Annotated in this window: 14 protein-coding genes; 7 read left to right on the top strand and 7 right to left on the bottom strand. The window is 74.0% G+C overall.

Annotated features, from left to right (window positions below; translation table 11 throughout):
* Positions 1 to 87 precede the first annotated feature (87 nt).
* The 4 genes from ACFV88_RS13400 to ACFV88_RS13385 all read left to right on the top strand — a co-directional run bounded on the left by ACFV88_RS13400 (position 88) and on the right by ACFV88_RS13385 (position 5,023).
* The gene (locus ACFV88_RS13400; protein ID WP_385489723.1) at positions 88 to 954 is read left to right on the top strand and encodes an ATP-binding protein; all 867 of its coding nucleotides are present in this window, start codon (positions 88 to 90) and stop codon (positions 952 to 954) included.
* Positions 955 to 1,082: 128 nt separating this feature from the next.
* Positions 1,083 to 3,386, top strand: coding sequence for a restriction endonuclease (locus tag ACFV88_RS13395; RefSeq protein WP_385489720.1), 2,304 nt, complete (start codon positions 1,083 to 1,085; stop codon positions 3,384 to 3,386).
* Positions 3,387 to 3,456: 70 nt separating this feature from the next.
* Positions 3,457 to 4,374 carry an aminoglycoside phosphotransferase family protein gene (locus ACFV88_RS13390; RefSeq protein ID WP_385489717.1) on the top strand — a complete coding sequence of 306 codons (918 nt, stop codon included), beginning with the start codon at positions 3,457 to 3,459 and terminating at the stop codon, positions 4,372 to 4,374.
* Between the two features lie 160 nt (positions 4,375 to 4,534).
* Positions 4,535 to 5,023, top strand: coding sequence for a GNAT family N-acetyltransferase (locus tag ACFV88_RS13385; RefSeq protein WP_385489715.1), 489 nt, complete (start codon positions 4,535 to 4,537; stop codon positions 5,021 to 5,023).
* 3 nt (positions 5,024 to 5,026) lie between these two features.
* On the opposite strand, the gene ACFV88_RS13380 is transcribed toward ACFV88_RS13385, so the two are convergent.
* From ACFV88_RS13380 to ACFV88_RS13370, 3 genes are all read right to left on the bottom strand, one after another.
* Complete coding sequence (locus ACFV88_RS13380) at positions 5,027 to 5,620, bottom strand: dihydrofolate reductase family protein (protein WP_385489713.1); 594 nt, start codon at positions 5,618 to 5,620, stop codon at positions 5,027 to 5,029.
* Positions 5,621 to 5,745: 125 nt separating this feature from the next.
* Positions 5,746 to 7,275, bottom strand: a complete 1,530-nt coding sequence (locus ACFV88_RS13375) for an MFS transporter (protein ID WP_385489711.1) — start codon at positions 7,273 to 7,275, stop codon at positions 5,746 to 5,748.
* A gap of 72 nt (positions 7,276 to 7,347) precedes the next feature.
* Positions 7,348 to 8,364 (bottom strand): zinc-binding dehydrogenase, encoded by a 1,017-nt coding sequence (locus ACFV88_RS13370; protein WP_385489709.1) that lies wholly within the window; start codon positions 8,362 to 8,364, stop codon positions 7,348 to 7,350.
* Positions 8,365 to 8,502: 138 nt separating this feature from the next.
* Between ACFV88_RS13370 and ACFV88_RS13365 the strand changes: the two genes are divergently transcribed.
* Complete coding sequence (locus ACFV88_RS13365; RefSeq protein ID WP_385489707.1) at positions 8,503 to 9,168, top strand: pentapeptide repeat-containing protein; 666 nt, start codon at positions 8,503 to 8,505, stop codon at positions 9,166 to 9,168.
* A gap of 65 nt (positions 9,169 to 9,233) precedes the next feature.
* Here ACFV88_RS13365 and ACFV88_RS13360 read toward each other — a convergent pair whose 3' ends face one another.
* From ACFV88_RS13360 to ACFV88_RS13350, 3 genes are all read right to left on the bottom strand, one after another.
* Positions 9,234 to 9,734, bottom strand: coding sequence for a hypothetical protein (locus ACFV88_RS13360; protein ID WP_385489705.1), 501 nt, complete (start codon positions 9,732 to 9,734; stop codon positions 9,234 to 9,236).
* A gap of 66 nt (positions 9,735 to 9,800) precedes the next feature.
* Entirely contained in the window at positions 9,801 to 10,475 is a 675-nt protein-coding gene (locus tag ACFV88_RS13355; protein ID WP_385489703.1) for a response regulator, read from the bottom strand.
* Complete coding sequence (locus tag ACFV88_RS13350) at positions 10,472 to 11,767, bottom strand: sensor histidine kinase (protein WP_385489700.1); 1,296 nt, start codon at positions 11,765 to 11,767, stop codon at positions 10,472 to 10,474. The genes ACFV88_RS13355 and ACFV88_RS13350 overlap by 4 nt, the downstream gene beginning before the upstream one ends.
* Before the next feature lie 256 nt (positions 11,768 to 12,023).
* On the opposite strand from ACFV88_RS13350, the gene ACFV88_RS13345 reads away from it, so the two are divergent.
* The gene (locus ACFV88_RS13345) at positions 12,024 to 12,650 is read left to right on the top strand and encodes a heme-binding protein (RefSeq protein WP_385489698.1); all 627 of its coding nucleotides are present in this window, start codon (positions 12,024 to 12,026) and stop codon (positions 12,648 to 12,650) included.
* A gap of 87 nt (positions 12,651 to 12,737) precedes the next feature.
* Positions 12,738 to 14,267, top strand: a complete 1,530-nt coding sequence (locus ACFV88_RS13340; RefSeq protein ID WP_385490186.1) for a M1 family metallopeptidase — start codon at positions 12,738 to 12,740, stop codon at positions 14,265 to 14,267.
* 405 nt (positions 14,268 to 14,672) lie between these two features.
* On the opposite strand, the gene ACFV88_RS13335 is transcribed toward ACFV88_RS13340, so the two are convergent.
* Positions 14,673 to 15,608, bottom strand: a complete 936-nt coding sequence (locus tag ACFV88_RS13335) for an SAM-dependent methyltransferase (RefSeq protein ID WP_385489695.1) — start codon at positions 15,606 to 15,608, stop codon at positions 14,673 to 14,675.
* Positions 15,609 to 15,816 lie beyond the last annotated feature (208 nt).

Here is a 15,816-nt window from a genome sequence, read left to right as displayed (position 1 = left end):
CAAGGACGGTTATCTCTTGCACGGACATTGAAGGCCATCCATCGATATCGATCGACACTGAACGATCCAGGCCCCTTGGAGAACAGGGTGAGCGGCACCAGAACAGTCGACCGCGGAAACGACCATACGGCGGGCACGACGGACACCACGGCGGAAGGCGGATTCGCCGTGAGTTATCTGCGCACCTCACTTCCGGGCGGGGTACTGACGGAACGGGACGGCGCGCGGCCCCGGCAGATCCGCCGCATCGTCCGGGCGCAGCTGCGGCACTGGCGTCTGGAGGAACTGGTCGAGCCGGCGCAGTTGGTGGTGAGCGAACTGGTGACGAACGCGTTCCAGCACGGGTGGGGCGACGAGGTCGGCATCCACCTGAGCCGTACGGCGCGCACGGTACGGGTCGAGGTGCGGACGAGCCCCCTGCCGACGCCCCGCCCCGTAACCGCCCCGGCGGCCCGCCCCGTACCCGCGCCGACCCCCCGCCCTTTACCCGGTCCGCCCGCGACCCCGCCCCCGACCCTGCCCGCGACCGCGACCCCGACCGCGTTTCCGAACGGCGGCCCGGTCCCGTACGCGAACGGCGGGCCCCGCCCCGTACCCGCTGCGCCCCGTCCCGCGGCCGGCCGGGCCCGTCCCGTGGTGGCCCCGCCGAGACCCGCGCCCGGTGCGCCGCCGACCGGACCTCCGGCGCCCCGAGACGTTCCGGCGTCGGCCCGGGCCGCCCCGCCCGCCGCCCGCGAGGCGTTCGCGCGCACCGCGCCGTTCCTGCCCCGCGATCCGCTGGCCGAGCGGGGCCGCGGGCTGTTCCTGGTGGAGGCGCTCGCCGACGACTGGGGCATCCGGGGCGACGGTGCGGTGGTCTGGTGCACGCTGTCGTCGCCGGACGGGCCGGAGGAGCTGGAGAGGGGCGCCGGTGAGGCGACCGGCCGGGCGATCGGCGCTGCGTCCCGGCCCTGATCTGCGCCGAATCAGGTGAAAACCTGTCGGATCGCGTTCGAATTGGTAAGACTGGGAGGTCGAAGAGTGAGCGGTCGGGGCGGAAGGTGCGCGCGGACCGTGCGAGGCGGACGTAAGGGGCGGGCTCGGTGGGGCGGCGTTCGGGTGGGCTGATCGGTGCGTGGGCCGAGGCCCAGCGGCAGCAGCAGCGGCAGTACGAAGAGGGCCGGCGCCAACAGGCCCGTCAGCAGCGCGCGTACGAGCGTGACCAGCGGGCCCGGGAGCGGGACCTCGCCCGGATGCACCGCGAACAGCAGGCCGCGTACCGCAGACAGCGGGAGACGGACGCCCTGCGCCGCACCGAGGAGATCGAAACGCGGGTCGCCGAACTGTCGGGGTTGCTGGTCGCCGGCTGCCGCGCGCCCGCGTTCCGGGTGGCGGCGCTGCGGCGCGAGGAGTCGGTGGAGGCGTTCGCGCCCGGACCGCTCGCCGTGCCGGTGCCGATGCCGGACCCGAGGGCGTACGAAGCCCGGGCCGGTGGCTGGGGTCCAGGTGCCCGGGCACGCGCCCAGCAGGAGGCCCAGGAACGCTACCGGCGGGACTGGGACGCGGCGCGGCTCGCGGAGGAGCGGCGGCTGCGGGAGCTGGCCGACTACCGCCACCGGTACGAGACCTGGGCCGCCGGTCGGCTCGCCGAGGTGCGCGGGCACAACCGGGGTGTCGGTTCGATGACCGCGGCCCTGCGCGCGGCGGAGCCCGACACGGTCGTGGAGTACTTCTCGGCGGCGCTGTACGCCAACTCGGTGTGGCCGGAGGGCTTCCCCCGGCAGGTGAGCGCCGCGTTCGACCCCGGGCCGCGGCAGTTCGTCCTGACCTGGGAGCTGCCGGCGCTCGACGTCGTCCCGGAGACGAAGTCGGCGCGCTACCTGATCAACGCGGACCAGGTGAAGGAGAGCCCCCGGCCGGTCACCCAGCGGCGGGCCCTGTACCGGGAGGTGCTGGCGCAGAGCGTGCTGCTGGCGCTGCGGGACGTGTTCGCGGCGGACGAGCACGGGGTGTTGGCGTCCGTCGCCCTCAACGGTTTCGTGGACGACCACGATCCGGCGACCGGCCGGCGCGCGGAGATCGTCGTCGCCTCCGTGGTCGCGGAGCGGAACGCCTTCGGGGAGCTGCGGCTGGAGATGGTGAACGCGGTGGACTGTCTGACGGGCGCCCTGCGCGGCAGCCTGTCGGCCAAGCCCGACCAGCGGACCGCGGTGCGGCCGGTGCGGCTGCCGGAGCAGGTGGGCGCGGGGGTGATCAGCCATGGCGGGGGCGCCGAGCCGGACCTGCTGGAGATGGACCCGCTGGAGTTCGAGGGCCTGGTCGCCGAGTTGTTCCGGGCCCGCGGCATGCAGGCCGTCACCACCCAGCGGTCGGGGGACGGCGGTGTCGACGTGGACGCGGTCGATCCCGATCCGATCAGCGGCGGCAAGATCGTGGTCCAGGTCAAGCGGTACCGGAACACGGTGCCGCCGAGCGCGGTCCGCGATCTGTACGGGACCGTGCAGGACCAGGGCGCCAACAAGGGGGTGCTGGTGACGACCTCCGGCTTCGGCCCCGGTTCGTACACCTTCGCCAACGGCAAGCCGCTCACCCTGGTCTCCGGTGCGGAACTCGTCGACCTGCTGCATGCGCACGGGCTGCTGGGGCGGCTCGGCGGCGGCCCGACGGCCCCGGGTGCGCAAGGCGGCGGGCCCACCGCACCCACCGGACCCACCGCGCCTGTTGGGCCTGCCGGTGCGGTCGCGGCGTCGGCCAGTGCCCCGACGCTGGTCATGCCCAGTGGCCCGGACGGCCCCGGGTCGGCTGGCGCCCCGCACGGCCGGGCGGCGGGCGCCCGGCACGGCGGCCCCGGCTCCCGGGCCGCGTACGGTCCCGGCGACGACGGCACGCACCGGAGCGGCGACGACGACACGTACGGGGGCGGTGACTACAACGTGCTCGGCATGTCCTGGTCCGGGTCCGTCGCGCTGGACGTCTGCGCGTTGGTGTGCCGGGGCGGACGGGTGCTCGGCGACGACTGGTTCGTCTTCTTCAACAACCCCGGCACCCCGGACGGTTCGGTGCGGATGCTCGGCGGGTTCGCGGGCGACCGGGCCGCCGTCCGGGTCGCGTTCGACGGGCTGCCCGCGGCGGCGGACCGGCTGGTGCTGGTGGCGGCCGTCGACCCGGAGGTCAACCCGGACGCCGACCTCGCCGGGTTCACCGGCGCGGGCATCCGGTTGCGGGACGCCGACGGCACGGAACTCGACCAGTTGGAGGTCTCCGACGGGCGCCCCGGCGAGACGGCCCTGGTCCTCGGCTCGTTCCGGCGCCGCGCCGGCGGCGACTGGAACTTCGTGGTGGGCGGCAAGGGGTACGAGGGCGGGTTGGGCGCGCTGGTGGGGGACTTCGGCATCGACGTGGAGTGACCTCCGGCCAGCCGGTCGCCGCCGGATATTCAGGGGCGGTGCGCGGGGTGCGCTGCCTAGGATCGGTCGGATGACCGAGAAGCAGCGGACGCGTCCCGGGTTCGAGATCCCGGCGGAACTCATCACGAGCCAGCACCGGGCCAAGGGGGAGGCGGGCCGGGCGTTCATCGAGGACCTGCCGCGGCTGGCCGCCGAGTACGTCGACCACTGGGAGCTGACCGTCACCGGCCCCCCGATGCACGGAATGGCGTCCCTGGTCCTGCCGGTGACCCGGGTCGACGGAACGCCCGCCGTGCTGAAGATGCAGGTCGCGGACGAGGACAGCGTGTACCAGGGGCTCGCCCTGCGGATCTGGGACGGTCAGGGGATCATCCGGCTGCTGGAGATCGACGAGAAGACCACCACCCAGCTGCTCGAACGCGCCGACGAGAGCCGCCCGTTGTCGGCCGTCGAGGACTCCCGGGCCGCGGTCGCCGTCATCGGGGACCTGCTGGCCCGGCTGACCGCGGTGCCGGGGCCGGACGGGGTGCAGCACCTCGCCGACATCGGGGCCGACATGCTCGCCGATCTGCCCGGCGCCCTGGACCGGGTCCCCGACCCGACCGCCCGACGCGTACTGACCGCCTGCGGCGACGCCCTGCGCGAGGTGCTGCCCCAGCCGGGGGACCGGCTGCTCCACTGGGACCTGCACTTCGACAACGTGCTGGCCGCCGACCGCGAGCCCTGGCTCGCCATCGACCCGAACCCGCTGGTCGGGGACCCGGGCTTCGACATCATGCCGGCCCTGGACAACCGCTACGAGGACGGCGAGGTGCTGTGGCGCTTCGACCTGCTGTCCGAGCGGCTGGGCCTGGACCGGGGGAGCGCGGCGCGGTGGACGCTGGCCCGGGCGCTCCAGAACTCGCTGTGGGACATCGAGGACGGGGAGCCCCTCCAGGACATGCAGCTGCGGATCGCCGAGCTGATGCTGAGGCACCGTACGCGGTGAGCGGACCGTACGCGGTGAGCGGGGCGGAGCGGCTTCCGCCGACCGGATCGGCTCCCCGGGACGCGTCCCCCTCCCGGGACCCCACCCCGGGGACCGCTCCCTGTGACCACTCCCCGGAACCACTGGACCGGTGGGTGATACACCGGGTTTACTGGCCGGCATGATCCGTACCGCCACCCCCGCCGACGTGCCCGCCATCCACGCCATGGTCCGTGAACTGGCCGACTACGAGAAGGCGCTGCACGAGGTGCGGGCCACCGAGGAGCAGCTGCGCGAGGCGCTGTTCGGCGAGCGGCCGGCGGCGTACGCGCACGTCGCCGAGGACGACGCGACCGGCGAGCCCGTCGGTTTCGCCCTGTGGTTCCTGAACTTCTCCACCTGGCGCGGGGTGCACGGCATCTACCTGGAGGACCTGTACGTCCGCCCCGACCGGCGCGGCGGCGGCCACGGCAAGGCCCTGCTGACGGAACTCGCCCGGATCTGCGTGGACCGCGGCTACGAGCGCCTGGAGTGGTCGGTCCTCGACTGGAACCAGCCCTCCATCGACTTCTACCGCGCGTTGGGTGCCCGGCCGCAGGACGAGTGGACGGTGTACCGCCTCACGGACGACGCGCTGACCGCACTGGGCGCGCCGGCCCCCGGGGCGTAGCCGCTACCCCGCCGCCCGGCGGTACGTGGTGACCTGGACGCCCGCTTCGCTGGTGACCGTGGCGGCGAGCTCCAGGGTGCGCAGCCCGCCGTCGGCGGGGAAGATGCTCTTGCCGCCGCCGAGCAGCACCGGCATCACCATCAGCCGCAGCTCGTCGACCAGGTCCTCGGCGAGCAGGGTGCGCACCAGGGTGGGGCTGCCCATGACGACCAGGTCGCCGCCCTCGGCGCCGCGCAGTTCCCGCAGACGGGCCACGGCTCCGTCGCCGGGGATGAGCGTGGTGGGGTCCCAGGTGAGGTCGGAGGGGGTCAGGGTCCGGGAGACCACGTACTTGGGGAGGGCGTTCATCCGGTCGGCGAACGGGTCGCCCGCCCGGTCCGGCCAGGCCGCGGCCATGGTCTGCCAGGTGCGGCGCCCGAAGAGCAGGGCGTCGGCCCCGGCCAGTACCTCGGTGAAGGCACTGCCGACCACCTCCGGGTCGAAGAACGGGTGCGACCAGCCGCCGTGGGCGAACCCGCCGTCGGTGTCCTCGTCCGGTCCGCCCGGCGCCTGCACGACTCCGTCCAGGCTGATGAACTCGCTGACCACGATGCGCACGACGGTTGCTCCTCTTCGATCGTTCGGTGGTGACGGCCACCCGGTGGTGACGACGGGATAGACCGGGTCGGCCCCGTGGAATCATCGCTCGGAGCGTTCCTGGTGGGCGGGCCGGGGTGGGCCGCTCACGACGTGGGCGTGCGCAGGGGTTCGCCGGCGGGCGTGGGGTGGGGTCGGGGGCGGCCCGTCACCATCGTCCCGGCGACCACCGCCGCCAGCAGCATGATCCCGACGGCCCACCAGATGGCGACGGTGTAGCCGTGCACCACGCCCACGTTGGTGATCCGGGCCACCGCCGCCGGGTCGTGGGCGTCGGACGCGCTCAGGTGGGACGCCACGTACGCGCCCGCGGAGCTGGTGGCGATCGTGTTCAGCAGCGCCGTCCCGATGGAACCGCCCACCTGCTGGGAGGTGTTGACGGTCGCCGAGGTCACCCCGGAGTCCCGCGGGGCCACCCCCAGCGTGGCCGTCGCCATCACCGGCATGAACGTCATGCCCATCCCGAGGCCGAGCAGCAGTTCGGCGGGCAGGACGTGCGTCGCGTACTCGGCGTGCACGGTCAGTTGGGTCAGGATCACCAGACCGCCCGCCGCGAGCACCAGTCCGGGCACCATCAGGACGCGCGGCGCCACGTACTGCATCAGCCGCGCCGACACCTGGGTGGACCCGATGATGATCGCCGCGGTCATCGGCAGGAACGCGAGGCCCGCCTTCAACGGGGAGTAGCCGAGGATCGTCTGGAGGTAGTAGGTCAGGAACAGGAACGTCCCGAACAGCCCGATCGTGACCAGGGCCATCGTCAGGAAACAACCGGCCCGGTTCCGTTCCCGGACGACGTGCAGCGGCAGCAGGGGGTGCGGCGCGCGGGTCTGCCACCAGACGAACGCGGCCAGCAGCGCCACGCCGCCCAGCAGGAGGCCCAGCACCAACGGGTCGGTCCAGCCGCGCGGTTCGGCCTCGTTGAACCCGTAGACGATCGCCACCAGTCCGCCGCAGCCCAGCACGACGCCCGGGATGTCGAGGCTGGCCTCCCGGTGCCCGGGGCGGTCGTGGAGCAGGGTCACCGCGCCGAGGACCGCGATGCCCGCGATGGGCACGTTCACGTACAGGCACCAGCGCCAGTCCAGGAACTCGGTGAGCACCCCGCCCATGATCAGGCCGATCGCCGCGCCGCCGCCCGCGATGGCGCCGTAGATGCCGAAGGCCCGGGCCCGTTCCTTGGGGTCGATGAACGACGTCGTCAGCAGGGACAGCGCGGAGGGCGCGAGGAGCGCCGCGAACGCGCCCTGGAGCGCCCGGGCCCCGAACAGCATGCCCGAGGTGGTGGCCGCCCCGCCGATCCCGGAGGCCACGGCGAATCCGATCAGGCCGATGATGAACGTCCTTTTGCGGCCCACGAAGTCGGCGATGCGCCCGCCGAGCAGCAGCAGTCCGCCGAAGGCCAGGGTGTACGCGGTGATGACCCATTGGCGGTTGGCGTCCGAGATGCCGAGGTCCCGTTGGGCGGAGGGGAGCGCGATGTTCACGATCGTCGCGTCGAGGACCACCATGAGCTGGGCGAGCGCGATGACGACGAGCCCCCACCAGCGGTGGCGGTCCGGCGTGCCGTCCGCCGCCGGTTCGTCGGCCGGTTCACCGCTCAGGGGCGTACTCACCCTGACAGAACACCACGGAACGGGACGGGTCGCATCCGCATCCGCCGCTCCCGCCTCCGTGTCGCGGCGCGGTCAGGGTTCCAGGACGACCTTGCCGACGGTGCGGCGGGTCTCCAGGGCGTGGTGGGCGCGGGCCGCCGCGGCGAGCGGGAAGCGGGTGATCGCCGGGACGAGTCGCCCCTCGGCGGCCAGGGCCAGGGAGCGCAGCTCCAGGGTGCGGATCGGGTTCTCGCCGCCCGCCTTCTCCATCATCGCGGGCCCGAGCACGTAGGTGGAGGTGACGCCCCGCTCCTTGAGGAACGCCCCGTCGGGTTCGTACGGGCCGCCCGTCCCGCTGCCTTCGGCGTCGAACCACCCGAAGACCAGGTGCCGGCCGCCCGGGGCGAGCAGGTCGACGGCGGCCCGCGCGGTGTCGCCGCCCACGCCGTCGTAGACGATCGTCGCGCCCGGCAGCCCGCGCCCGTCGAGGAAGTCCCGCACCTGTGTGGACCAGCTGGGTTCGCGGTAGTCCACGGCGAGGTCGGCGCCGGCCGCCCGGACCCGGTCGAGCTTGGGCGCGCCGCCCGCCAGGCCCACGACCACCGCACCGGCGTTCTTCGCGTGCTGCACGAAGAGGGTGCCCATGCCGCCCGCCGCGGACGGGACGACCACCACGTCCTTCGGGCCCGGCTCGGCGAACTGGACGATGCCCATCGCGGTGCGCCCCGTCCCGATCATGGCGACCGCGGCGGCGAAGTCCAGCTGCGGGGGGACCTCGTGCAGTCGCTCGGCGGGGACGGCGGCCCGGGCCGCGTACCCGCCCGGGTTCATGCCGAGGTGGGCGACCACGCGCCGGCCCAGCAGGGCGGGGTCGGTGCCCTCGCCGACGGCGCTGACCGTGCCGGCGACCTCGCGGCCCGGGACGGTGGGCAGTTCCACGGGGCGGGGCAGGGGGCCCTGGACCCCCTTGCGCAGGTCGGTGTCCAGGACGTGCACCCCGGCGGCGGCCACCTCGATCAGGACTTCGCCGGCGGCGGGCACCGGGTCGGGCACCTCTTCGCACACCAGGTTCTCGGCGGGCCCGAAGGCGTGCAGGCGGACGGCGCGCATGGTGACTCCTCATGGGTGGGGGCTGCCCTCTTCGGCGGTACGATCACAGCCTGCAACCTGAAGCAAACTTGAGGTCAAGCCGCTCCGGGTGGTGGCACCGGAGGGTCACTGTCAGTGGTCGGGTGCACGATGGGGGCCATGACGCGAAGCGCGACGGTGAAGAGGGCGAAGCGGCCCACGGTCAACCTCCCGGCACTGGTCCCGTTCCGGGGCGCCGGGTGGGAGCCCGACGGGGACTACGACGGAGTGGAGTTCACGGACCTGGACTGCTCGGGTCAGGACGGCGGCGGCGCGCACTTCCTGGACTGCCGGCTGTCGGGCGTCACGCTCAACGAGACCAGACTGACCCGGGCCAGGATCGTCGACACCGTCCTCAGCGGTGCCCGTGGCGTGGGTACGGACCTGGCGGAGGCGACCCTGCGGGACGCCGAGGTGGTCGACGCCCGGCTCGGCGGGGTGCAGCTGCACGGCGCCAACCTGGAGCGGGTGGTCGTCCGGGGCGGCAAGATCGACTATCTGAACCTGCGGCAGGCCCGGCTCAAGGACGTGGTGTTCGAGTCGGTCGTCCTGGTCGAACCCGACTTCGGCGGCGCCACGTTGGAGCGGGTGGAGTTCCACGACTGCGTGCTCAAGGGGGTGGACTTCGGCGGGGCGCAGTTGAGGGACGTGGATCTGCGGGGGGCAGACCAGTTGGAGATCACCCGTGGGGTCGAGGGGCTCCGGGGCGCGGTGATCAGCCCGTCCCAACTACTGGACCTGGCCTGGCTGTTCGCCGGCGAGCTGGGGGTGCGCGTCGAGGGCTGAGCGGGCCCGGGCGCCCGAGGGTCCCCGGTCCCCGGGTGGCTGCGGGCCCCAGGGGATACGGGTCCTCAGGCGATGCGGGGGAAGCGGGACTGGAGGGTCCAGATCGTCGGGTTCTCCGCGAGGTCGTCGTGCAGGTCGGTCAGGTCCGCGATCAGGTCGTGCAGGAAGTCCCGGGCCTCGCGGCGCAGCTCCGTGTGCGCGAAGGACAGCGGCTTGTCGTCCACGGGCCGCCACTCCGCCTCGATGTCGACCCAGCCGAAGCGCCGCTCGAACAGCAGGCGGTCCGTCGACTCGGTGAAGTCCAGCTCGGCGTACTGCGGCTCCGCCGCCCGCGCCCCCAGCGGGTTGCGGTCCAGCCGTTCCACGATGTCGCACAGCGCCCACGCGAAGTCCAGGACGGGCACCCATCCCCAGGCTGTGGACAACTCCCGGTCCGCTTCGGTGTCCGCGAGGTACACGTCCCCGCAGAAGAGGTCGTAGCGCAGCGCGCGGACGTCCGCCCGGCGGTAGTCGGTCTGCGGGGGGTCCGGGAAGCGGTTGGAGAGGGCGTATCCGATGTCGAGCACCCCCCGATGGTCGCACGGCGCCACGCCCCCGATCCCCGCCGCCGGACCGCCCCCGTCGCCGGGCGCTCAGGCGAGCAGTCGCCGTTCCGTGGCCACCGCCACCGCCCCCGCCCGGGTGTCGACGCCCAACTTGTCGTAGATGCGCCCCAGGTGCGTCTTCACCGTCGCCTCGCTGATGAACAGCGCCCGCGCGATCTCCCGGTTGCCCAGCCCCCGGGCCAGCTGCCCGAGGATGTCCCGCTCCCGTGCCGTGAGGGACGGCCGCGGACTGCGCATCCGTTCCATCACCCGGCTGGCGACCGGCGCGGACAGGGCCGTGTGCCCCCGGGCGGCGGCCCGGATCGCGGCGAACAGTTCCTCGGGCCGCTCCGCCTTGAGCAGGTAGCCCGTCGCGCCCGCCTCGATCGCCCGGGTGATGTCGGCGTCCGTGTCGTACGTGGTGAGAACGAGGACCCGGCCGCCGGTCGCCGCGATCTGCCGGGTCGCCTCCACCCCGTCGATGCCCTCGCCCAACTGGAGGTCCATCAGGACGACGTTCGGACCGAGCTTCGCCGCCATCGCCACGGCCTCCTCCCCGCCGCCCGCCTCGCCGACCACCTCGAAGTCCGGTTCGCTGCCGAGCAGGGCCAGCAGCCCCGCCCGGACCACGGCGTGATCGTCGCAGAGCAGCAGTCGCACGGGACCGCCGCCGGTGGTGCCGGCGGGCGGGTCGGGCACGGGGTGGCCGTGGGGGGTGCTCATCGTCGCTCCGGGCGTTCGGGTGCGGGCAGGGGGACCGACACGGTCAGGACCGTGCCCTCGTTCGGGGCCGATTCGATGGTGAGGGTGCCGCCCAGGGCGCGCACCCGGGCCCGGATCGCCGGCAGCCCGTGCCCCCGCACGCCCGCCGGGTCCGCGGCGACGGCCTCCAGGACGAACCCCCGGCCGTCGTCCGCGACGTCCAGCACGAGCTGGTCGCCCAGACAGGTCAGGGTGAGCGCCGCGGTGCCGGCCGCGGCGTGCTCCCGGACGTTCGCCAGGGCGCCCTGCGCGATCCGCAGCACCGCCGACTCCGTCCGTTCGGGCAGTGCGGCCGGGGTGCCCTCCACGTGGAAGCGCACGGGCAGTTCCGCGCGGGACTCCCGGTCCGCCAGCCGGCGCAGCGCCCCCACCAGCCCGCCGCCCTCGGCGAGGTCGGCGGGGGCCAGGTCGTGGACGAACCGCCGGGCGTCGGTGAGGCTGCGCTCGGCGATCGAGGCGGCGGCGTGGACGTGCGCCCGGGCCTTCGCCGGGTCCGTCTCCCACACCCGGTCGGCGGCCTGGAGCAGCATCCGCTGACTGGACAGGCCCTGGGCCAGGCTGTCGTGGATCTCCATCGCGAGCCGCTGCCGTTCGATGAGGGTGCCCGCCCGGCGTTCGGTGGCGGCCAGCTCCCGGCGGGTGCGGATCAGGTCGTCGATCAGGGCGCGCTGCCGGGCCGCCTGACGTTGCATGTGGACGAACCCGGCCGCCGCGATCGCGGCCACGGCGGGCGGCGCCAGCAGCAGGTTCGGGTCGAAGCGGTCGGCGAGCCGCATCTGGGCGACCACGACGAACGCGGTGAGCACGGCGATCAGCGTGAGCGCGGGGCGCGCCGGCAGGGTGCGCAGACCGGTGTAGAAGAGGGGGACCGCGCACCAGGCGAAGCTGGGCGCGAGCACGACGAGCACCACCCACACGGCGACGACCATGCCCAGCCACAGCAGCACGGAGGCCCGGGTGCGCCGTCGGTTGCCCGGGGGCGGGTCGGCGGGCGCGGTGGTGCCGAGGGCCGGGCCCAGCACGTACAGCAGGGCGAGGACCACGGACAGCGCGATGATCCAGGGGGTACGGGGTTCGCCGGGGTGCCGCAGCAGGAACCGGGCCAGCGAGGCGCCCAGCAGCAGGAAGAACGCCGTGTGCATCACGACCGCCAGCCAGCGCGCGTCCGGGTCCGCGCCGGGAGACGTCCGGTGCGGTGGGGGAGTCCGCTGCGGCGGTGGAGGCGTCCGGTGCGGTGGGGGCGGTGCGGCCACGCCGTGCCTCCTCGTGGTGCGTACGGGTCCGGCCCGGCTTGGGCATTCCCTCCCATTGTGACCCGGTGCGGGACCCGCGGGGTCATCCGATCGGTCGACCCCCGGATCAGCCGTCCCGCACCGCCACCGTGTCCGGTCCGCCGACGGGGAGCGACCGGTTCCGCCCCCAGGATCGAAGTGAGCCGGTCAGCGCCGCACCGGCACCACCACCCACCGGCCGGTCCGGTCGGACCCGCCAGCGAAAGGCAGTGCCGTCATGAGCCACACCCCCGAGACCCACGAGACCGCCACGACCTCCGAGACGGCCGCGCCCCGGCGGCACCGGTCCCCCAAGGGCCGTCGCGTCCGGATCGGCGTCGGCGCACTCGCCCTCGCCGCGGTGGGCGCCGGAACGTTCGGCGTCGTGTCGGCGAGCGCCGACTCCCCGGCCGCGGCGGGCCGCACCACCGCCACCGCCGACCCCTCGGGCCGTCACCTCCAGCAGACCACGCACCTCACCGTCGACGCCGCGACCCGCGCCGCGCAGGCCACCCTCGACGCGGCCGAGCGGGAGAACCAGCGGGTGACGGTCGCCGTCGTCGACCGCAACGGCAACACACTGGTGACGCTGCGCGGCGACGGCGCGGGCCCGCAGTCCTACGAGTCCGCCGAGCGCAAGGCGTTCACCGCGGTCTCCTGGAACGCGCCCACCTCCGAACTGGTCAAGCGCCTCGCCCAGACCCCGAACCTGAAGGACATCCCCGGCACCCTGTTCCTCGGCGGCGGCGCCCCCGTCACCGTGAAGGGCGCCCCGATCGCGGGCATCGGCGTCGCGGGCGCCCCCTCGGGCGACCTGGACGAGAAGTTCGCCAAGGCCGGCGTCGCCGCGCTGAACAACCGCTAGCCCCCGCTGCCCAGCCCGCCTGCGGTGCCGGCGCCCCCGTCGCACGGGCGCCGGCACCGCAGGCGCGCCGGACCCGGGCTGCTTAGGATCGGTCGCGTGGACCCCGCCCGCACCCGTACCCGTAGGCGCTGCGCCACCGGCGCCCGTACGCGCGCCCGGCTGGGGCTGGGCCTCGCGATCACCGTGCTGGCGGGCTGCACCGCCACGGGCGGCGGGTTGACCGCCGGGTCCGGTGGCCGCGGGGCGGGCGCCGACGGGGTCGGGGACCCGTACTTCCCGCTGATGGGCAACGGTGGCTACGACGTCACCCACTACGACCTCGCCCTCGCCTACGCACCGAAGACCCGCCACCTCACCGGCACGGCCACCCTCACCGCCCGGGCCACCGCGGACCTCACCGCCTTCAACCTGGACCTGCTGGGCCTGACCGTCCGCTCGGTCACCGTCGACGGCGCGTCCGCCCGCGTCGCGCGCGACGGACAGGAACTGACCGTGCGACCCCGCGCCGCCCTCACCCGGGGCGAGGAGTTCCGCACCACCGTGCGCTACGCCGGTCGGCCCCGCACGATCACCGACCCGGACGGCTCCGAGGAGGGCTGGCTGCCCACCGCGGACGGCGCCCTCGCCCTCGGACAGCCCACCGGGTCGATGGCCTGGTTCCCCGGCAACCACCACCCCGGTGACAAGGCGGCCTACGACATCGCCGTCACCGTTCCGGAGGGCCTCACCGCCGTCTCGGGCGGCGAGCTCCGCTCCACCCGCACCGTCGACGGCCGCACCACCTTCGACTGGCACGGCGCGGAGCCGCAGGCGAGCTACACGGCGACCGTGGCGATCGGCCGCTACCGGGTCGGCACCTCCCGGATCGACGCCGACCGGCTCACCGAGGACGACGGCATCAAGGCCACCGACGGGCGCCGCGAACTGTCCGTGTACAACGCGGTCGACCCGCAGGTGGCCGCCGCCGCCCGCAAGCCGCTCTCCCGGCTGCCCGCGATCATGGCCTGGGCGGAGCGCACCTTCGGCCCGTACCCGTTCTCCGCCACCGGCGCGATCGTCGACCGGGACGGTGACGCCGGGTACGCGCTGGAGACCCAGACCCGCCCGGTCTACCCGGGCGCCCCGGACCCCGTCCTGATCGTCCACGAACTCGCCCACCAGTGGTACGGGGACTCCGTCACCCCGAGGACCTGGCGGGACATGTGGCTCAACGAGGGGTTCGCCACGTACGCCGAGTGGCTGTGGGACGAGGAGCACGGGGGGCGCACCGCGCAGAGCGTCTTCGACGCGTTGTACCGCGGTGACTACTACGACGAGCCGGGTGCGGACGCGGCGGTGTGGGCGTTCCCGCCTGCTGCGCCGCCCTCGGCCGCGGATGTTTCGCAGGCGCCCGTGTACCAGCGCGGGGCGATGGTGTTGCACCAGGTGCGGCGTACGGTCGGGGAGGGCGCGTTCCGGGAGGTTCTGCGGGGGTGGCCCACGGTTCACCGGTACGGCACGGTGGACACGGCCGCGTTCACCGCGTACGTCGAGCGGGTCGCGCCTCGGCACCGGGGCGCTCTGCGGCGTGTCTGGGCCACGTGGCTCCACGGTGAGGGCAAGCCGTCGCGGCCCTGACGCCCACGTTGCCCTGCGGGATGCGATGTCCCGTGCGGGTGCGGAGCGGTTGCCCGCGCAGTTCCCCGCGCCCCTTCGGTGCGTTCTCCTGTGGGTGCGTTGTTTCTGTGCGGTGCGCTGTGGTTTTGCGCAGTTCCCCGCGCCCCTGACGGGGCGCTCCTCACCGTCGCCGTCCGCCCCGAAACGGCCCCCGACAGGGGCGCGGGGAACTGCGCGGGCAACCCCCATGCACCCGCAGGGAACGACGTACCCCCTGGGGGCGCGGGGAACTGCGCAAAACAACAGCGCACCCGCAGGGAAGCGCACCGGAGGGGCGCGGGGAACTGCGCGGGCAAGCACAGCGCACCCGCAGGGAACGACGTACCGAGGGCAACCGCTACGCACCCGCACGGGACATCGCAGGGGTCAGCGTTTGTGGGCGACCCACGCGTAGAGGTTGATGTCCTCGTCACGGACGTCCGTGATGTCCAAGTACTTGGTCCGGTCGACGTAGTCCAGCGAAGCGACGTACGCCGGGTCCGCGGGAGCCGCCCGCACCACGTCCTCGATCCGGTCCGGCCGCCACTCGTGCACCCGGACGACGCCCGGCTCGACCAGCTCCAGCCCGTTCTCCGCGGCGAACCGCGCGACCTGCTCACGGGACCGGAGCACGAAGGAGAACCCCCGGGCCCGGAACGTCTGGGCCACCCCGCCGATCGCCACCGGGTTGAAGTCCGCACTGAGATGACTGAGGACGACGACACTGCCGGCCGCCAACCGGCCGATCAGCTCGGCGACGACCGGGTACGCCTCCTCGTCCTCGACGAAGTGCAGCACCGAGACGAGGACCAGCGCCACCGGCCGGGACAGGTCGAGCGTTTCCGCGGCCTCGTCGAGGATGCGCCCCGGCGTCCGTAAGTCGGCGTGCACGTACGCGGTCCGACCCTCCGGGTGACTGGTGAGCAGCGCACGGGCGTGGGCCAGGACGACGGGGTCGTTGTCGACGTACACGACCTTGGTGTCCGGGGCGGTGCGCTGCGCGATCTGGTGCACGTTCTCCCGGGTCGGCAACCCCGTGCCGATGTCGAGGAACTGGCGAATCCCGGTCGTGCCCGTCACGTGGGACACCGCCCGCCGCAGGAAGTCGCGGTTGTGCCGTACGTCCAGGTAGCCCCGGGGATTGACGGCGAGCGCTGCGGCGGCGGCCTCGCGGTCCACCTCGTAGTTGTCCTTGCCGCCGAGCAGCACGTCGTACACCCGCGCCGGGTGCGCCTTGGTCGTGTCGATGGTCGGTCCCGGCCAGTCCGGTGCGTCCGTCGCGCGGTCGGTTCGGTCGTCGGTCCCGCGGGCGTCGCCGCTCATGTGCACCAGCCTCCGTGAGGTTCCCCGTGGGGCTCGCTGCCCCGTCCGGGACGCCCCCGCGTCCCACCCTGCACCAAATTCGCTGAAAACAAAGGAAGTTGCCGAAGTGCCGGTGCCCCTCTCGACGCCGGGTGGGGGGGGGGGCGGGCGCAGGGGGGGGGGGGTTCGGGCCCCGGGGGCGGGTGGTATCCCCCCGGCGGGCCGGGGT

The organism is Streptomyces sp. NPDC059816, assembly GCF_042732055.1.
Lineage (GTDB): Bacteria > Actinomycetota > Actinomycetes > Streptomycetales > Streptomycetaceae > Streptomyces.
This window is presented reverse-complemented; position numbering and strand designations above follow the sequence as displayed.

Coding starts and splice junctions, on each gene's coding strand:
- ACFV88_RS13390 (WP_385489717.1), top strand. CDS start 3,457: ATGACCGAGAAGCAGCGGACGCGTCCCGGGTTCGAGATCCCGGCGGAA.
- ACFV88_RS13385 (WP_385489715.1), top strand. CDS start 4,535: ATGATCCGTACCGCCACCCCCGCCGACGTGCCCGCCATCCACGCCATG.
- ACFV88_RS13370 (WP_385489709.1), bottom strand. CDS start 8,364: ATGCGCGCCGTCCGCCTGCACGCCTTCGGGCCCGCCGAGAACCTGGTG.
- ACFV88_RS13365 (WP_385489707.1), top strand. CDS start 8,503: ATGACGCGAAGCGCGACGGTGAAGAGGGCGAAGCGGCCCACGGTCAAC.
- ACFV88_RS13355 (WP_385489703.1), bottom strand. CDS start 10,475: ATGAGCACCCCCCACGGCCACCCCGTGCCCGACCCGCCCGCCGGCACC.
- ACFV88_RS13345 (WP_385489698.1), top strand. CDS start 12,024: ATGAGCCACACCCCCGAGACCCACGAGACCGCCACGACCTCCGAGACG.
- ACFV88_RS13335 (WP_385489695.1), bottom strand. CDS start 15,608: ATGAGCGGCGACGCCCGCGGGACCGACGACCGAACCGACCGCGCGACG.